Here is a 13,718-nt window from a genome sequence, read left to right as displayed (position 1 = left end):
TTTTATCTCGGCGAGGTGGTGGGCGCGCCGGATCCATCGGTTGAGCCGTCCGCTAGCGGGAGGGGCGTGGTGATGCCCACTATCGCCCCGACCGACGCCCCGAGCACCCCACCGAGCAGGGCCGCGGGTCCGGCTACGACGGCGACGCCGACGGCTGCGCCGAGGAGCGGGCCGACAACCAAGCCGGTCGGCATGAAGGGGATACCGGCGACGAACCCGGCGGCCGCGCCGACCATTCCGGCGGATATCGCGACGGGTGCGGAAACTCCAGCAGCGATGCCTGCGCCGATTCCCGCACCGACGGCCGCGTCGACGGCGGTGATGGTGCATCTGCGGGGATCTACGGGGACGTGCTCGCAGAGCGCCTGGATCGGCTCCTGATCCACGGCGGGCGGCGAGCCCGGCGCGTCCACCGCCTCGACCCGGGTCCAACTGTCGGCGGCGAGCGGATTCACTCGGCCGACAGCTCGATCGCCACGGCGCGTGTCGACCAACGGTGCGATGTCGACCGGCGACCGGCCGAGTAGATCGAGTTGGGCCGGCAACGGGAAAGGACTTTGCCCCTGCTCGTGCTGCCTCAGCGATAGCCAGTCCGCTGTCGTCGGTGGCGTGACAGGTGCTTGCGCGGTGACGTCCGGGGATGCGTTGGCTACTCCGGTTCCGAAAAGAACCGCCAGTGGCAACATGCTCGCAATCAATATTGGACGTGATCCACGCCTACGACCGGCTTCCGGCATTCCGTACCTCCTGGACGTCTATCTATTGGTGATTGTCGACCTCGAGTGTTTGTCGCATGCTGCGGCGCAGTTAGCTTAAGCGGCCCGCACAGCAGCGCCGGGGCGAATTGTCGAATCCTGTAGCAAATCCGTGGCTCGCTGTAACCGGTGCGCGACACGCCCGGCCAACTGAACGCAGCGGGCCAGCGCACCGCTACGATTGCCAGTCGTTAGCTATTTGAGTCTGTGCAAGCGATTTCGCCGCCGTTGGTGTACATCCGATTCGAAACAGGACCAACTATGCGACCTCCATCCGTCGTTATCGCGACCAGCGTGGTCGCGACCGTCCTGGCTGTCGTGGTGCTGTGGCCCGGTGGCACCGAGCCGAGCCGAGCGCAACCGCCGCCCAGTGCGGACATATCCGGCGCCGGAATTCACCTGACAGCATCGGTGGACAACGTCAGAGTGGACCCACCCGGCGACCGGACTCCGACCTACCTCATGACATTCGCGCATGCCGCGCAGTTGTCCGGCGACTACTCGCTGAGCGTGGAGGGCGCTGCGGTGACGTCCGGGCAGGCCGTCGCAGGGTTCGTCCTCGGCTGCGCGATCAGTGTGGATAACGGCTTCACCGTCGGAATCGATCCCAATCAGGGGTTGTTGGCCAGTATTTCCCCCGAGTTCAGCCCGGCGAACGTTGCCGCCCGCCTGCCGATTGCGACGTTCGCGCCGGTGCCCACAACGCCGAGTGTGACGCCCACGCCGGTGCCGAGGCCGATTGCGACGCCCACGCCGGTGCCTACAACGCCTAGTGCGACGCCCACGCAGGTGTCCACAACGCCGAGTGTGACGCCCACGCAGGTGCCAACACCGAGTGCCAGCACCGCGTCCCGAAGCGCCGCCGCCGCGTCCCGAAGCGCCGCCGCCGCGTCCCAGAGCGCCGCCGCCACGTCCCAGAGCGCCGCCACCACGTCCCAGAGCGCCGCCGCCACCTCGCCGAGTATCGAAACCACATCCCCGAGTATCGAAACGACAACCCCGAGTATCGAAACGACAATCCCGAGTATCGAAACGACAACCCCGAGCGCCTCCCCGCCCAGCGCGAGCCTCGGACCGACGGTCGGCGGGACCCTGGGCCTGGCAGAGGTACTGGAAGCCACTTTGGCACCGGGCCAGATCACCACCGTCACGACAGTGACGGCCAACCTGGACGACAAGACTGTGTTCCCGTACCACTTCATCTTCAACAACGCCGCGTTGAACGTCGGCCAGTGTGCCTCACCGGTATCGGCCGTCCCTTTCATAACCGCCTCGGTGGGTACCCCGGTGGGGATTACGCAGACCACGGCCTACGGCAGCCAGTTCGTCTTCTGATCCGATTTCGCTGGCTTGAAGGGCCCGGCTCGGCGTCCTCAGCCGCCTCGAGCCGGGCACTAGGTGGTGCAGCCGCGTCGGGGAGAACCAATGCGCCCGATGGACGCTGGCTCAGGCTGTGAGTGTCACCTCGCTCCACAGGTCACCATTGACGGCGATTTTGCCGGGGACGACATCGGGGGACTCGTCGGCTCGTATGACGGTGTGCTCGTGACTCACCAGCGAATCGACCAGCGATTTCTTCGGAATGGTCTTCGCCCATCGCTTGACGAGTCCGAATGGAATCATCGCGTAACCGTCTGTCTGCCAATCATTTTCGACGAAACGCCGGGGCGTGGCATTGTGCGAACCGTGATGTCCGACCTTGTAGAAGGCCAGGCGGGAAACGAGATCGACATTGCGTGGATCGGACAGGACGTGCTCCCATGCGCCCTGCTGTGCGTCGCCCGGGAAAAGCAGCCTGGTTCCGGCGATATCCAGCACGAAGAAGACGCTGGTGTTGTTCACCGCGTTCTCCAGAACCGAGGCGGCGCGCAGCAGTCGATCGTCATCGTCGACGAGTTCGTCCAGCTCCAGCGCCGCCTTCGCTTGAAGCAGGCGGCTCGGCAAGGGAGTCCGCGCGATATAGCGCCGGTTGAACAGCGGTGTCGGCCCGCCGTCGGTCGCCGCGGACGCGCCCGCGCGTACCAGGGGCCACGATTGCTTCGCGGGCGGATCCATGCGCTTCAGGAATCGGGCATCGCGCGGCGGTCCGAGGATATGCGCGAGCAGCCCGACGCGATCCACGGCGATCGTATTCTCGGATTCGTTCTTGCTCGGCAGGTACCGCACCCGGTGAGGTGCGGCGAATCCGCTGAAATTGCGGCCGAGGAGACGATCGGTCGCGGCGGCATTGCCCTGCGAGTTCACCGCGAAGGCCTGCGCCTGTTCGACGGAGGTCGACATGCGATGCCCGTTGCCGCGCTGTTCGATGAGCGCGAGCAGACCGTTCGCGGCCTCGACCTGACCGCTGCGGATTCGTCGCGCGTCTTCGTCATCGGGATCCTCGACGAATGGCACCCACACCTCGTCCACGCTCACCTGCTCCCACTCCCGGCAGGCGAATCCGGTGATGTGATCGGCGTGGTGATGGGTGGCGACCACAATGTCGAGATGCGGTCGATGGTGCGGATCGGCCGCGGTGAGGTCGGCGATGATGGCCCGCACGGAGTCACGTATCGGGCGCGCCTGGCCCTGGCTGTGCACGCCGCAGTCGACCAGCATGCGCCAGGTTTCATTGTTGCGCCGCACGGTCACGGTGAAGGCGTCGCCGAATCCGACGTTGTACATCCGGATGGCAATGGTTGTCGGCGTTGACATGTCGCACCTACTGATCTGTTTGCGCGTGGATAGCAGCGAAGTCGAGGCGGTGGATCGCGTGCTCGGCGGTCCATGCGCTCAGTGCGTCGTCGGCTTCCAGTCGGTCGAACCATTCCCGCATCGCGGCCAGCCGCAGCTTGCCCGCTCGGTGGAACGCGATGGCAGTGTCGTCAGCCGCCGACGATTCGTCGCTGAACGGCAGCGGCTTGGCGATCACGTAGTCCACACTCCCGTCGGCGCTGACGACGAGCGCGGTTGCGGCGCGGATCACCGGTTGTTGCTTGCCTTGGCCCGCATCCTCGAGATCTGCGCGACGCTGCAGCAGCTGAATGGCCAATTCGGGACGCGGCAACCGGTCACCCGCCATTCGGTACGAGACGTGGATGCCTTCGCAGCTGATCTTGAAGTTCGGATCCAGCCCGATTCGGGCGGCATTCGAGTCGGCCCAGCCGATGAGCTCTTGGGCGACCTGCTCGAAAACCGAACGCCTGGTCGAGGAGTCGTCCCGACCGGAGGTGCCGTTGCCGTCGGGTACGGCGGGGGTACGCAATTCGCCCGGAATGCCGATCGGGTCCAGGTCCTTCGATGCGGACAGGATGACCCGGGACAAATCCACCTGGTGATCGCCGTCGCCGAGGTTCAACCGGGTGTCCGGCCGCTGCCAGACCAGCGCTTCATCGGTCAGTGAGGTGACACTTATCGGCCAGATGCCGCGCCGCCGCAGCGCCTCCACGAGGGTGCTGCGCAGGTGTTGCCGGTCCTCCGGATAGAGTCCGCGATCCGCGGTGACGATCGCCCGGACGACATCGCCGAAATTGACGTCCAGTACCGGGAGGTAGTCGAAACTCCGCACAACCATCCCGAGCATTCGATCCGCGGTCTTGACCGCCTCGTCCGCGATCCGAGATACCAGATCAGGGTGCAGACGACCCGGCGGTAGAACTCCGGTGCCGCCACTGGCGATCCGCAGCAGGTCCGCGATCGAGTTCTGGTAGGCGTCCAAGTACGCGTCGAATACCGCTGCGACGAAACACGCACCGCGTTCGTGTGGCTCCTGTGCCGCGCGAAATCGTTCGGGCGTGCGACTGCGGTCCTCTATCGCCGAACGCAATGCCGCGCCGCGTCCGGTGGATTCACCGAACTCCCTCGCCAAATCCAGCAGTCCGGCGCTCTTCTCGAGTTCTCCCGACGTGGTCGCGATTGCGTTGAGGACCACGTCGCGGTGGGCGAAATGCTGGAACAGCGCGATCAAGTCGGCGACGGCCTCGTGCCAGGCGAAGACATCGCGGTTGGTCCCTTCGTTGTACAGCCGCCGGATTCGATGCACGATCGCATGCGTCACCTCATGCGCGATGATGTCGCTCGACAGGCAGGTGAAGATGACCTGTCCGGGCAGATTCGCACCCGGATTATCGGCATCGGCTTGGTAGTAGCCGAATAGCAAGGCGCGGCGGCGCGGATCGAAATAGGCGTTGCGCCCCTCGAAGGCGTGCGGGACCAGACGCAGGATCTGGTCGCGGTGCCACCGGAATCGACGTCCCATGAACCGTTCGAACCGCTCGATCACACTCATCGCGACCGCGTAGACGACCTGTTGGTGCGCACGGGGGTCACTTTCGGTCGGACGAAGTCCGTCCTGCGCCAATATGTATGGATCGTTGAGGTCGACCGGCTCGTACCACGCGTTACGGCTGGCGTCGAAGTCGACCACCTGCACGAGTGCGCCGTCGGGGCCCGGCCCCCGGATGTGTTCGAACGGAATATCGAGGGTGAGGAACTGGCCGGACAGACGCGTGGACATCGGGTCGAATGCGAAGGTACGCAGCCTGCGTCGAGCAGGCGGACAGATTCCGTTCGCGTACTCCGCTAAATTCGCAGTTTCGTCCATTGTTCGTCCTCCCACCTGACATCTCGGGGGATTCGTTTTCCATACGTCGTGTCGCTCTCGCACCGTGACCGCACGCTCGCGTGCACCCGAGCACCCGCGGGAACCTTGCGTCGGTGGTAGGTGAGCAGGGCCCAGATCCAGCCCATCCGGTGCACGCTGCCGTTCGCATGTGCGGGGCTTATCGCGCAGGTATCCAGGTACGCCCCGGCGCGCAGCAGCAATCCGGCCTCGAGCGCACCGTCGGTGATCCACTTGAGCGCGATTTCGGCCAGCTTCGGATCGTCCTCGAAGGTGCCGCCGACGTCGGAGTGGACACCGGCGAACCAGGCCTCGGTGAGAATCGGCCGGTTTCCCTTCGGGGTGACCAGATATTCCTCATATGGACGACGCTTCTCATCGATCGAAACGGCATGGTGCGCCTTCACCACATTGGGCACCTGCCGGGTGAAAGGCCATTTGAGTTCCCAGCGCAGCAGTCCGGCCGCCTTGACCGTGTCCCATACGCCGAGGAATTCGATAGGAATCGAGAAACTGCCGTCGGTGGACTTCGAGCAGAAGGTGCGGGCGTATCGGCGAAGTTCCGGCCAGTTCGTGGTCTTGCGGGTGTAGGCGCTGACGACGTACTGCACGAGATTCTCACTGCCCGGACGCAAGAGGCCCGGCTCATGTAGTAGTCCGGCCAGCGCTCGCGCCGTATACGCGCCGCGGCTGAAACCGAATATGAACACTCGGTCCGCCGGCTGCCAGTGCGCTATTAGATAGGAGTAGGCCTCGGCGAGATTGGAACGCAGTCCGCTGCCGACCGCCAGCCCCAGCACTCGGGACACCCACCGGGCCGGTGGCGTCCAAGCGCCCTGAGCGCTGAACGTACCAACGCCCGGGTCGTAGTACGCGATTTGTTTCGTGGCATCGCTCAGGTCCAGCATCTCGAACAGGCGGACCACATTCGTGCAACCGCTGGCGCGGACCTGATTGCCTGTTCCGTCGAGACAGATGACGATGTTCTTACCGGTGGACACCCAATGAGTGTGGGCTCATCGAGCACGGAAGTATCGAGTAGTGCGGTACCTGACTTTCGCGCCGATCGGCGATCGATTTTCCGGCGTTTCGTCGGCCCTTGCATAGTTCGACCGGCACTCGGCCGAGAAATGGAATCGACCCCTCGACATGTATTCGAAGGGAACTGGATTCGCATACCCCTAGGGGGTGAAAACCGACTCCGATCCCGGAAACAAGTTATCGACATCAATCAAATCGGCGGAGCATCATTATAGCTATCCGGTGCCGTTTGTCGGGGAACGTCATGGAAATCGGAAATGATTGGAAGTCCAATGTTCGTCAAGAAATTGATAGCGACCGCCTTTATGGCCGTCGCGGCGACCAGCATAGCCACCGCCACCGCACATGGCGAGGGGATGCTGACCGATGTCAGCCTCAACGCTGCGGATGGCCCGATCGCCTACACAACGACCCTCGCAGCCGACCACACCAGCGCGCTGGTGAGCCTGGCCTCCGGCAGATTCATCGTCGCACCCGATGCCATCACGGTCCTCGCGGACAATGGCGCGGTAGTCGGCAGCATCCCGACGACACTGCGTACCGAGGCCGGACAAAGCCTCGCGGTGACACCGTCGCTGGACAGCACCAGCACGCAATTGACCCTCACGCCGGTCGGCGGACCGACAACTGAGGCTGTCAACTCCCAGAATATGCCCGGCGTGCACCAGGCCTGGGGACCGATTTCGATCACAGTCGGCGCAACCATCGGTTGCTTGGTCGGCGTTGCGATCGGAATCTGGTTCTTCCTGGTCGGCGCCATCTTCGGATGCGCGATCGGCGCAGCCATAGGTGCGGCGATCGGCTTCTTCTCGCCGTTCCCGTGATAGGTCGCGCATCGGAGATAATCGAACACAATGCAAGCGGGCCGGGCGCCTATTGGCCGCCCGGCCCTCTTGTGTCTGCTGCTCTCGTTGCGCGCGTGGGCGTTACCTGGTCAGTGCCGTTTCGCGGGCCGGTGGGCGGCGGGCGGCTGTCCTGGTTCGACGGACCATTCGGCGGCGCACCTGGGGGTCGTAGACGGCCAGGTCATCGTCGAAAGCCAGTTGTTCCCAGAGGAATATATTGGCTTCCGACGTCTTCTGGTCGGACGGCTCCGACGGATTTTCCGCTGCGGCGATATTCGGCTGGGGAGCCGAGATCAGGCGAACTGTGAAGCCTTGTTTGCGCAGGCTCATGGCACCGGCGGCCAATGCGGCAGCACACGCGGTTATGGCGCCGAGCGTCGCGGCGAAATCGAGACCAGCGCTGGCAATTCGGTGCTCACCGCCGAAGTCCGTTGCCGAATTATCACCGAAGAGCCAGCTGAAAATTCCGGTGCGGTTCGCGGATTCGGTGATTTCGCGCAGCTCCGGCACCTTGCCGTTGAGGTAGGCCAAGGCGGCGAGCACGAAAAGGGCGGCCGCACTGCTGCAGCCGAGCACCAGGTAGGAAAGCAGCCGGTTGCGGACCCGGAAATACATGACTGTCGAAACGACCGTACCGGCGACCGCCAGGGTGGTGAGGACGGCCCAGGTGCTGCTGATGCTCACCACGGATTGGAATGAGCCGGTGGTGAATCCGTCGATTCGGCCGAAGGCATTTGAGCTGACGGTGCCGTTCGGCCCGGTTGCCGAAATCCAGGGCTGGAACAACAGTAGGAAGGTGAGCAGACTCAGACCCGGGGCACATAGATAGCCCCAGTCGGATCGTAGGTCGAAACGTTGTGCGGTCACCTCGCCGATGAGATCGTCATCGTTCTCGGGGCGACCGAGCTGAACATCTTTTTCTTGCCAAGGCGTTGTGTGTGCCATTTCTAACCACACCTGCTGTGCCACTTCCGGATTCGAGGAAGCGGACGCTGCGGGGCATGTCCTCCTGGGACGAATAATAGGAATTGGTACAGACGACATCGTCTGTTAACAGGAAGTTACGTTAGGACTCCGCGGTCTGTCGGGCAACGTGACCCCATGCACACGAAGCTTGTGAAACAGCTGTGATCCGAGTGTCGCCGGTGCAGACGAATTCGATGAAACTTGCTCTCTCGTAGGCGTTTTCGCGGCCCAAATATCGCCCACGGCGCTGCGTCGGTAGGGCCTCGACGATCGCGCCGGTTGTGACCCGATAGACAGACGCCTCGGGATGCCTACCAGCGCATCGGGATCGAGCTATCCGCTGCGCACCAGCAACCGGTACCGACCCTCGAGCCCATCCAGCAGCGATTCGAGACCGACCTCGAATGCGTCCCGATCGATTCGCAACTGCCGCTCGGCGAGCAGATGCGCCTCGTTCAGGTGCGGATACTCCTCGGCATAGACCTCGGCGTCGGCGGGAAAGCCCGCGGCGAAGGAACCGAGCGAAGAACCGGTGAGGAAATAGCGCATGAGCGTGCCCACGGTCGTGGCCTCCCGGCGCGGCCAATTCGCCGCGACCAAACCGCCGAATACGGCATCGGCGATCCGTAATGCATTGGGCCGGAGGCCGGGGCCGCTCGCCAGTGCCGGGACGATATTGGGATGTGCGGCGACCGCGCTCCGATAGGAATGGGCCCAGCGGCGCAGCGCCGATCGCCAGTCCGGATTATCGGCCGAAAGTTCGCCGAACATCGAGGTATCCACCTCGCCGAGCACGGAATCGACCACCGCATCGATGATTTCGTCCTTGGTGCCGACGTGGTTGTACAGCGATGGTCCCTGCACGCCGAGTTCGGCGGCGAGGCGGCGGGTGGAAACCGCCGTCAGCCCATCCGTGTCGACAAGGGCCAATGCGGTCTCGATGATGCGCTCGTGGGTGAGCAGCGGTCGGCGCGGTCTGGCCATCTATCGCCTCCTCTCGGCGCTCGCATTCTTGCAGCAGCGCATAAAACTTGCGTCGCTAGTTTTCATCCCGTACGGTTGACCGAAAACTTGCGCTGCTAGTTTTGGAGAGCGATGACAAGATTCACCGGGCAGGCGGCATGAACGCGACACTGTCCTTGGCGAGCGTCCTGGCCGAACAGGCGAGACGGCGACCCGATCGGATCGCACTCATAGAGGGCGCGCGGCGGATCACGTTCGCCGAGCTTTGGCACCGGGCGCGGAGCCAGGCCGCCGCGTTGATCGAGTTCGGTGTGCGGCCGGGCGACCGGGTGGCGCTGATGTGCCCGAACACCGCCGAGTTTCCGGCCGCTACTATGCGATTATCGCCGCGGGGGCGGTGGTGGTCCCGGTGCATCTGCTGTTGACCGCGGGGGAGGCCGAGCATGTGCTGCGCGACAGCGATGCCCGCCTACTGGTGTGTCATCCCCGGTTCGCGGAGGTCGGTCGAGCGGCCGCGACAGCTGCGGAAGTGCCGCTGGTCGAGCCGAATTCCCTTGATGCACAACCTATCGCGAACTACATCACGCGACGACCCGAGGATCCGGCCGTGGTGTTCTACACCAGCGGAACCACCGGCCGGCCGAAGGGGGCCGAGCTCAGTCACCTGAATATGGTGCTGAACGCGACGGTGAATGCCTTCGACGCCAATGATGTTCGCAGCGATGATGTGGCGCTCGGCGCGCTGCCGTTGTTCCATGTATTCGGTCAGACTGTCTCGATGAATGCGACCTGGCGGGCCGGCGCCACCCTGGTGCTTTTGCCACGCTTCGTGGCGGCCGAGGCGATCGGTCTGATGAAAGCCGAGAGCGTCAACACTTTTCACGGCGTACCGACCATGTATGTCGGTCTGATCGGTGCCGCCCGTGACTTGTCGGATCCGCCGCTACTGCGGTTGTGCATCTCCGGTGGCGCATCGCTGCCTTCGTCGGTGCTGGAGGCCTTCGAGGAGGTCTTCGGTGCGCGGATCCTGGAAGGCTACGGGCTGTCGGAGACCTCGCCGACGGCGGCGGTGAACCAGCCCGACTTCGGTGTGAAACCGGGGACGGTCGGACATTCGGTGTGGGGTGTGGATGTGGAGATCGCGGATCCGTCCGAAACGAAGCGGATTGCACTGCTGCCCGCCGGTGAACTCGGAGAGGTGGTCATCCGCGGCCACAATGTGTTCAACGGGTACCTCGGGAAGCCGGAGGTCACGGCCGCGGCGGTGGTCGACGGCTGGTTCCGCACCGGTGATCTGGGTATCAAGGATGCCGATGGCTATCTGACGATCGTCGACCGGATCAAGGACATGATCATCCGCGGCGGGTTCAATGTGTACCCGACCGAGGTCGAAGAGGCGCTACTTCGGCACCCGGACATCGCGGCGGTCGCCGTCATCGGAGTGCCGGATGAGACCTATGGCGAGGAGGTTTGCGCAGTCGTCGTGCCCGCGGCTGCGGTGACCGCCGAAGATGTGATCGCTTACGGGCGTGCGCATTTGGCCAAGCACAAGTATCCGCGGCGGGTCGAGTTCGTCACGGAACTTCCGCTCGGGCCCAGTCACAAGGTGCTCAAACGAGAGCTCAAAAGGCAGTTTGTCTGAAATTTCTTGTGCCAGCGATCCGGCATCCGGATTCGGTGTCACCTCGACGCCGGGCGGTGCGGTCGAGGTCCACACCGCTCGGCTGCGAAAGGTGTTGCACCGCAGGGTCACACCTCGAGGTCCTCTTCGATGGACTTGAGGCGGTGCCGAGCCAGCGCGAGATTCGCTCGGCCGCGGTCCAGGGCGATGTAGAGGAACAGGCCCTTGGACTTGCGGCCGGTCATCGGGCGGATGATGTGGTACTGACCGGTCAGCGTGATGAGAACATCCTCGATATCCTCTTTGATCTGGAGCTGTTCGATGGTCCGCAGCTTGGCGCGCACCACCTCGGTATTGCCCGCCGCGGCGACCTGCAGATCCAGGGCCTTGGAACTGCCGAGCATGCCGAGGGCCATGCCGCTGCCGTAATCGACGACGGCGGCGCCGATCGCGCCGTCTATCCCCATCATGTCCTTCAGCGCCAGATCCATATTCGTCATATCGGTTCCTTTCGATCGGTTTTCCAGGTCCGGTCTTTTCCGGAGTCGGTGGCGCTCAGGTGATCGGCGATGCCGCGGGCGACCGGGCGCGATTCCAGGTGCAGGCGGCCGACATTCACATCGGGTCCGGCGAGCACCATCAGCGAGGACCAGCCCGCCGCGTAGATCACCACGTGCCCGCCGCTGCCGTGCACCACGACCTCGTGGAACCCTCCGCCGTGCACGGTGGCGGCCAGCTGATACGACAGCGACAGATGGGCCGAGGCCAGCGCGGCCATCCGGGTCGGCTCGATATCGGGAGGTAGATCGTGTGCGACGAGCAGTCCGTCGCTGGAGGCGACGAGCGTGCCGATCAGATGAGGCAGACGATCGTGTAGCGCCTTCAGCTCCGCCAGCACCGCCGCATTCGGTTCGGGTCCGGACATCGCCACCTTCGTCCACCTTCCCATCAACTCGCCGAGCAGTTTCTTCCGCGCGGTCACGCAAGCTCCTCCAACGCCGCGCGGAGGCGGACGAGCACATCGCGATCGACCGGCTCCCAGCTCTGCGGTGCAGCGACCTGGGCCTGGCGCACCCGGCGCGGGAGGAATTGCCGCGGCTCGGTGCCCAGATCGGGCGGCTCGATCAGCCCCGCCGCGGTCAGCTCCCGCACCGCGACCAGCGCGCCATAGCTGGTTCGGCCGAGGTCGCGGGCGATGCCGGTGACGCTGCGCCTGCTGTCGGCGGCGGCGAGTACCTCGGTCTGGCCGCCGCTGAGCGTGACCCGTCTGCGCCGGACGCGGCGCACCGGCACGACGGGAGCGCGGTCGACCAGTTCCGCGGGCCATGGTTCGACGTCCGGGTCACCCCGCCGGGCGCATTCGTGCAGCAGCACCTGCGGCGGAATGTGGCAGACCGGGGCCAACCAGTGCGGCGGCGCCGATCGGAATTCGGGAACGACCGGCGTGGCCAGCAGAAAGTAGGCGGCGTCGAAGACCGACAGCAACGCCAGGGTTTCCAGTCGCGGCAGGATCGGTACACCGCCCGGACCGCCGGCTGCGGCCAGTTGCCATTCCGCCGCGGTCGCCACACCCGCCGCGGTCGCGAGCCGTTCCAGATCGGTGGTGCGCAGGCAGTCGGCCGCGGTTATCGCGCCGTCCGCGAGGTGAAATGCGCCATCGCCCGCGCACAACACTCCGGTGCATCTTTGCTTTTCCAATCGCCGCAGTTCGGCCGCGACGTCAACGACCATCGGCGTCCTCGACCAATTCGCCGAGGATTGCGCGGAGTCGAAATCTCGCGATGGCCAGATTTCCGGTGTCCTCGTCGAACAGCACGTGAACGAAAAGGCGACCGTCGAAGTCGCCGTTCACCAGATTCAACAGGTGATAGCCGCGGGTGCCGCAGACGATGATCTCGGTGAGGTCGTCGTCGCGATCGGTCGCCAGCGCCGGACAGCCGAGCACCGTGCGGACCACATCGGTGGTGGTGGCGGCGTCCTCGTGTTGATCGACGAGGTCGTGCCGTCCTGCCGCGGCGATCGCCAGACCGCTCGCGCTGTCAACCATCGTCACACTGCGCGCACCGGGAATGTCCATGATGCGTTTCAAGCAGTCGTCGATACCGATCACCGCGCCCGGCCTATCATTTCGGGGATTCCAGCGGTCCAGACGCTACACAGTGCGGACGGAGGATGGAAGGCGAATTCTTCAGATTTTTGGACGGGTGACGCATTTCCGCCGGGTGCGCGGGTAAGAATACCCTTCGGTATCAATACCTTTCGGTATGCAAATATCATGCGAGCTGGATATGGTGCAGAATCATCACTTTTCGATATTCGGTGACCGAATACCATTCGGTATTAATCCCTGTTGATGCCGAGGCGGCGAGAGTTGCTACGGCAGCGGTGCATCGGAATTTCGATCAGCAAACGTGTATGTCCAGCATAGCTACTGTCTGGCGAACGCTCGGCCAGGCGGCCCAACTGTGCGGGCGACGACGAAGCCCGGGTGGCGTTCGGGACGCAGCTGCGCCCGGATGCCGGGGCACGGTTTGGCGGGCACTCAGGACGCGACGGGGGGCGATCGGCACCTACACTGGCCCGCATGTCTGTGCCACGGATGCTCGCATTGTCCGCGTTCGCCCTGCTTATACCGCTTGCCGGGGCGGCTTGCTCGTCCGAAGGGGCCGGGTATAAGTCCGAGTGTCAGGTCAGTGGTTGTACGGTCACGTTCAAGCGTGGGGTGAATGCCAAGGCGAGTGTGCTCGGGGTCGAGGCAGAACTCGTTGCGGTGAAAGGCAATACCGTCACGTTGAAGGTTGGCGGTCAGCAGGTCGATATTCCGGTTGGGCAGACCCAACCCGCCAATGGGCTCAGCGCCACGGTGCAGGACGTCACCGATGACAAGGTCGTGGTTCGGCTCACCACCGGTATCAACGGAAATTGAT

The 13,718-nt window shown here is 64.3% G+C and carries 14 protein-coding genes and 1 pseudogene; 5 read left to right on the top strand and 10 right to left on the bottom strand.

Going from position 1 to position 13,718, the window contains the following annotated elements; genetic code table 11:
• Window positions 1–2 precede the first annotated feature (2 nt).
• Window positions 3–686 (bottom strand): hypothetical protein, encoded by a 684-nt coding sequence (locus ACIBI6_RS19525; RefSeq protein ID WP_364341201.1) that lies wholly within the window; start codon window positions 684–686, stop codon window positions 3–5.
• 330 nt (window positions 687–1,016) lie between these two features.
• Between ACIBI6_RS19525 and ACIBI6_RS19520 the strand changes: the two genes are divergently transcribed.
• On the top strand, window positions 1,017–2,090 hold the full coding sequence (locus tag ACIBI6_RS19520; RefSeq protein WP_396957264.1) for an MspA family porin: 1,074 nt from the start codon (window positions 1,017–1,019) through the stop codon (window positions 2,088–2,090).
• A 111-nt stretch (window positions 2,091–2,201) separates the two neighbouring features.
• Here the strand turns inward: ACIBI6_RS19520 and ACIBI6_RS19515 are convergent, their stop codons facing one another.
• The 3 genes from ACIBI6_RS19515 to ACIBI6_RS19505 form a co-directional block, all read right to left on the bottom strand.
• The gene (locus ACIBI6_RS19515) at window positions 2,202–3,449 is read right to left on the bottom strand and encodes a hypothetical protein (protein WP_396957263.1); all 1,248 of its coding nucleotides are present in this window, start codon (window positions 3,447–3,449) and stop codon (window positions 2,202–2,204) included.
• A gap of 7 nt (window positions 3,450–3,456) precedes the next feature.
• Entirely contained in the window at window positions 3,457–5,250 is a 1,794-nt protein-coding gene (locus tag ACIBI6_RS19510; protein ID WP_396957262.1) for a hypothetical protein, read from the bottom strand.
• A 65-nt stretch (window positions 5,251–5,315) separates the two neighbouring features.
• Complete coding sequence (locus tag ACIBI6_RS19505; RefSeq protein ID WP_364341209.1) at window positions 5,316–6,356, bottom strand: DUF2235 domain-containing protein; 1,041 nt, start codon at window positions 6,354–6,356, stop codon at window positions 5,316–5,318.
• A 297-nt stretch (window positions 6,357–6,653) separates the two neighbouring features.
• Between ACIBI6_RS19505 and ACIBI6_RS19500 the strand changes: the two genes are divergently transcribed.
• A complete protein-coding gene (locus ACIBI6_RS19500; RefSeq protein WP_364341211.1) occupies window positions 6,654–7,220 on the top strand; it encodes a hypothetical protein in 567 nt (188 codons plus the stop codon).
• 102 nt (window positions 7,221–7,322) lie between these two features.
• Here ACIBI6_RS19500 and ACIBI6_RS19495 read toward each other — a convergent pair whose 3' ends face one another.
• Entirely contained in the window at window positions 7,323–8,186 is an 864-nt protein-coding gene (locus tag ACIBI6_RS19495; protein WP_364341213.1) for a hypothetical protein, read from the bottom strand.
• A gap of 354 nt (window positions 8,187–8,540) precedes the next feature.
• On the bottom strand, window positions 8,541–9,191 hold the full coding sequence (locus ACIBI6_RS19490; RefSeq protein ID WP_364341215.1) for a TetR/AcrR family transcriptional regulator C-terminal domain-containing protein: 651 nt from the start codon (window positions 9,189–9,191) through the stop codon (window positions 8,541–8,543).
• Between the two features lie 137 nt (window positions 9,192–9,328).
• On the opposite strand from ACIBI6_RS19490, the pseudogene ACIBI6_RS19485 reads away from it, so the two are divergent.
• Window positions 9,329–10,347, top strand: a pseudogene (locus ACIBI6_RS19485) (AMP-binding protein); the annotation flags it as partial.
• 171 nt (window positions 10,348–10,518) lie between these two features.
• A complete protein-coding gene (locus tag ACIBI6_RS19480) occupies window positions 10,519–10,812 on the top strand; it encodes a hypothetical protein (RefSeq protein WP_396957361.1) in 294 nt (97 codons plus the stop codon).
• Window positions 10,813–10,919: 107 nt separating this feature from the next.
• Here ACIBI6_RS19480 and ACIBI6_RS19475 read toward each other — a convergent pair whose 3' ends face one another.
• From ACIBI6_RS19475 to ACIBI6_RS19460, 4 genes are read right to left on the bottom strand one after another with little or no spacing between them, the layout of a single operon-like run.
• Window positions 10,920–11,291 carry a hypothetical protein gene (locus ACIBI6_RS19475; protein ID WP_364341219.1) on the bottom strand — a complete coding sequence of 124 codons (372 nt, stop codon included), beginning with the start codon at window positions 11,289–11,291 and terminating at the stop codon, window positions 10,920–10,922.
• On the bottom strand, window positions 11,288–11,773 hold the full coding sequence (locus ACIBI6_RS19470) for a roadblock/LC7 domain-containing protein (RefSeq protein WP_364341221.1): 486 nt from the start codon (window positions 11,771–11,773) through the stop codon (window positions 11,288–11,290). The genes ACIBI6_RS19475 and ACIBI6_RS19470 overlap by 4 nt, the downstream gene beginning before the upstream one ends.
• Window positions 11,770–12,522, bottom strand: coding sequence for a hypothetical protein (locus tag ACIBI6_RS19465; RefSeq protein ID WP_364341223.1), 753 nt, complete (start codon window positions 12,520–12,522; stop codon window positions 11,770–11,772). Before ACIBI6_RS19465 ends, ACIBI6_RS19470 begins: the two co-directional genes overlap by 4 nt.
• Complete coding sequence (locus ACIBI6_RS19460; protein ID WP_364341225.1) at window positions 12,512–12,880, bottom strand: hypothetical protein; 369 nt, start codon at window positions 12,878–12,880, stop codon at window positions 12,512–12,514. Before ACIBI6_RS19460 ends, ACIBI6_RS19465 begins: the two co-directional genes overlap by 11 nt.
• A 495-nt stretch (window positions 12,881–13,375) precedes the next feature.
• Here ACIBI6_RS19460 and ACIBI6_RS19455 point away from each other — a divergent pair, with 495 nt between their 5' ends.
• A complete protein-coding gene (locus ACIBI6_RS19455; RefSeq protein WP_364341227.1) occupies window positions 13,376–13,717 on the top strand; it encodes a hypothetical protein in 342 nt (113 codons plus the stop codon).
• The last annotated feature ends 1 nt before the right edge of the window (window position 13,718 follow it).

It is taken from the genome of Nocardia sp. NPDC050412 (assembly GCF_044458825.1).
GTDB lineage: Bacteria > Actinomycetota > Actinomycetes > Mycobacteriales > Mycobacteriaceae > Nocardia.
The sequence above is the reverse complement of the archived record's forward strand: the minus strand, read 5'-3'. Positions and strand labels throughout refer to the sequence as shown.

Coding starts and splice junctions, on each gene's coding strand:
- ACIBI6_RS19500 (WP_364341211.1), top strand. CDS start 6,654: ATGATTGGAAGTCCAATGTTCGTCAAGAAATTGATAGCGACCGCCTTT.
- ACIBI6_RS19520 (WP_396957264.1), top strand. CDS start 1,017: ATGCGACCTCCATCCGTCGTTATCGCGACCAGCGTGGTCGCGACCGTC.
- ACIBI6_RS19475 (WP_364341219.1), bottom strand. CDS start 11,291: ATGACGAATATGGATCTGGCGCTGAAGGACATGATGGGGATAGACGGC.
- ACIBI6_RS19480 (WP_396957361.1), top strand. CDS start 10,519: ATGATCATCCGCGGCGGGTTCAATGTGTACCCGACCGAGGTCGAAGAG.
- ACIBI6_RS19525 (WP_364341201.1), bottom strand. CDS start 686: ATGTTGCCACTGGCGGTTCTTTTCGGAACCGGAGTAGCCAACGCATCC.
- ACIBI6_RS19455 (WP_364341227.1), top strand. CDS start 13,376: ATGTCTGTGCCACGGATGCTCGCATTGTCCGCGTTCGCCCTGCTTATA.
- ACIBI6_RS19510 (WP_396957262.1), bottom strand. CDS start 5,250: ATGTCCACGCGTCTGTCCGGCCAGTTCCTCACCCTCGATATTCCGTTC.
- ACIBI6_RS19515 (WP_396957263.1), bottom strand. CDS start 3,449: ATGTCAACGCCGACAACCATTGCCATCCGGATGTACAACGTCGGATTC.
- ACIBI6_RS19490 (WP_364341215.1), bottom strand. CDS start 9,191: ATGGCCAGACCGCGCCGACCGCTGCTCACCCACGAGCGCATCATCGAG.
- ACIBI6_RS19495 (WP_364341213.1), bottom strand. CDS start 8,186: ATGGCACACACAACGCCTTGGCAAGAAAAAGATGTTCAGCTCGGTCGC.
- ACIBI6_RS19465 (WP_364341223.1), bottom strand. CDS start 12,522: ATGGTCGTTGACGTCGCGGCCGAACTGCGGCGATTGGAAAAGCAAAGA.